Here is a 1,573-nt window from a genome sequence, read left to right on the forward strand (position 1 = left end):
GGTCAGGTGCAACGCGAAATTGGCAACCTATCGGCGCCGTCACACTCAACCCAGAGAGGGAGCAGCCGGCAGTGAAAATAGCAGCTTAAAAACACGGCTGACGCGACAACTACCTTGCAAAACGCCGAGACTGGCACAGCTTAGATAGCAGAGCTAAAAATTATTAGAATTCAGGGGGTTGCCAGCTTCTTTCTTCTAGTACATAATGCGCGCCATCAGCACGAGGCACAGCCTGAAATGCTGGATTTAGAGCGTCACAATTTATTTTGTATTTGATGTTTATTTTAAAATGTCAGGCACAAATGGCCGAGTAGCAAAATGGTTATGCAGCGGATTGCAAATCCGCCCACGCCGGTTCGATTCCGGCCTCGGCCTCCATATTGAAAGCCCCGCAGATCACGGTCTGCGGGGTTTTTTATTGGCTGCGATTTGACGATCGCTTCCGCATTTTTTTGGGTTGCTTCCGCAATCAGCCTCTTTAATCCGTAAGCTGGAGCCTTGTGACGGAGGGCCGGGGTGTGCTTTTTTCCCTATAGTCTGGGTAGTCTGCTTTCGGCCAATTCTGTGGAAAAGTCGGCCATGGTTTCCAAGTTAGAAAAGTACGTGCTTGAGATTGAAATCTTTGCTTTGAGCAGAGGATGCCGGGGCAGATTTCGCGTGGCGGCGCGCAAAAATGGCTTTTCAGCAGTCCGTACATGGGCAATTTGAAAGGATCGACTTTTTCAATAGAATCGGCCAGCAGATGACGGTGGCTACAGGCAGAAATCGGCCCAGAGCAGTCACTGAGCCTTCCTTGTAGGCCGGTTCTAACCTCTCAGAGCGGGCAATCAATGTCACGAGTCCTAGATGAAAGACTTAACACCTTGAAAATCGCAACACCCTAGAAAAGGCTGGCTTATTCAATACGATAATATTTTTGTTTAATCGACACAATTCAGTCAAACGGCTCATAGGCGTGACCTTCTTCGGTTAGCTCATAAATACCACTGCCAACGTCTGCGATTAGTTTCATCTTCATGAGCTCATCTATTGCATCAGTAAGGTAATGCTCGCCAGGACCTCTTTGGCCCAAAGTCACGTTTTTGATTTGCAGGGATAAAAAATTATCTTCGACCCTTGAAATTATTGGGGATGACTTTCTAATTGCAATTTCCATTATGCCGTTGGCTACTTTTGATAGGGATTTCTTGGCGTTGAAATCCATTTCAGCCTCTGTCGCTTCTAAACGATCTGAAACTGCGCCTAAAGATTTAAGCGCGTCACTCACAGATTCTACGATTGTCAGGCTTTTCCCGGGTTTGATAGAAACGAATTCATCCCTAAGGAATCTCCGAACAAGCCTTCAGTTATGCGAGAATCCCCGCAACACCTGATCCGAGCCGCCCATGAGCCAGATGAGCTTTTCCGACTTTGAGTACGCCGGCAAGCGCAAGCAAACCCGCCGAGAGCGCTTCCTCGCCGAAATGGATCAGGTGGTGCCCTGGGCAGGCCTGCTGGAGCTGATCGAACCGTTCTACCCCAAGGCCGGCGGCGGTAGAAAACCCTATCCTCTGGAAACCATGCTGCGCATCCA

Annotated in this window: 2 protein-coding genes and 1 tRNA gene; 2 read left to right on the plus strand and 1 reads right to left on the minus strand. The window is 48.9% G+C overall.

Going from position 1 to position 1,573, the window contains the following annotated elements:
• Window positions 1-304: 304 nt before the first annotated feature.
• Window positions 305-378, plus strand: a tRNA-Cys gene (locus tag HBN61_RS22245).
• A 556-nt stretch (window positions 379-934) separates the two neighbouring features.
• Here HBN61_RS22245 and HBN61_RS22250 read toward each other — a convergent pair.
• The gene (locus HBN61_RS22250; protein WP_170047921.1) at window positions 935-1,267 is read right to left on the minus strand and encodes a hypothetical protein; all 333 of its coding nucleotides are present in this window, start codon (window positions 1,265-1,267) and stop codon (window positions 935-937) included.
• Between the two features lie 118 nt (window positions 1,268-1,385).
• Between HBN61_RS22250 and HBN61_RS22255 the strand changes: the two genes are divergently transcribed.
• The coding region (locus HBN61_RS22255; protein ID WP_524539063.1) for a transposase at window positions 1,386-1,573 on the plus strand (188 nt) is incomplete at its 3' end.

This window comes from Pseudomonas sp. WS 5071 (assembly GCF_012985765.1).
Lineage (GTDB): Bacteria > Pseudomonadota > Gammaproteobacteria > Pseudomonadales > Pseudomonadaceae > Aquipseudomonas > Aquipseudomonas lundensis_A.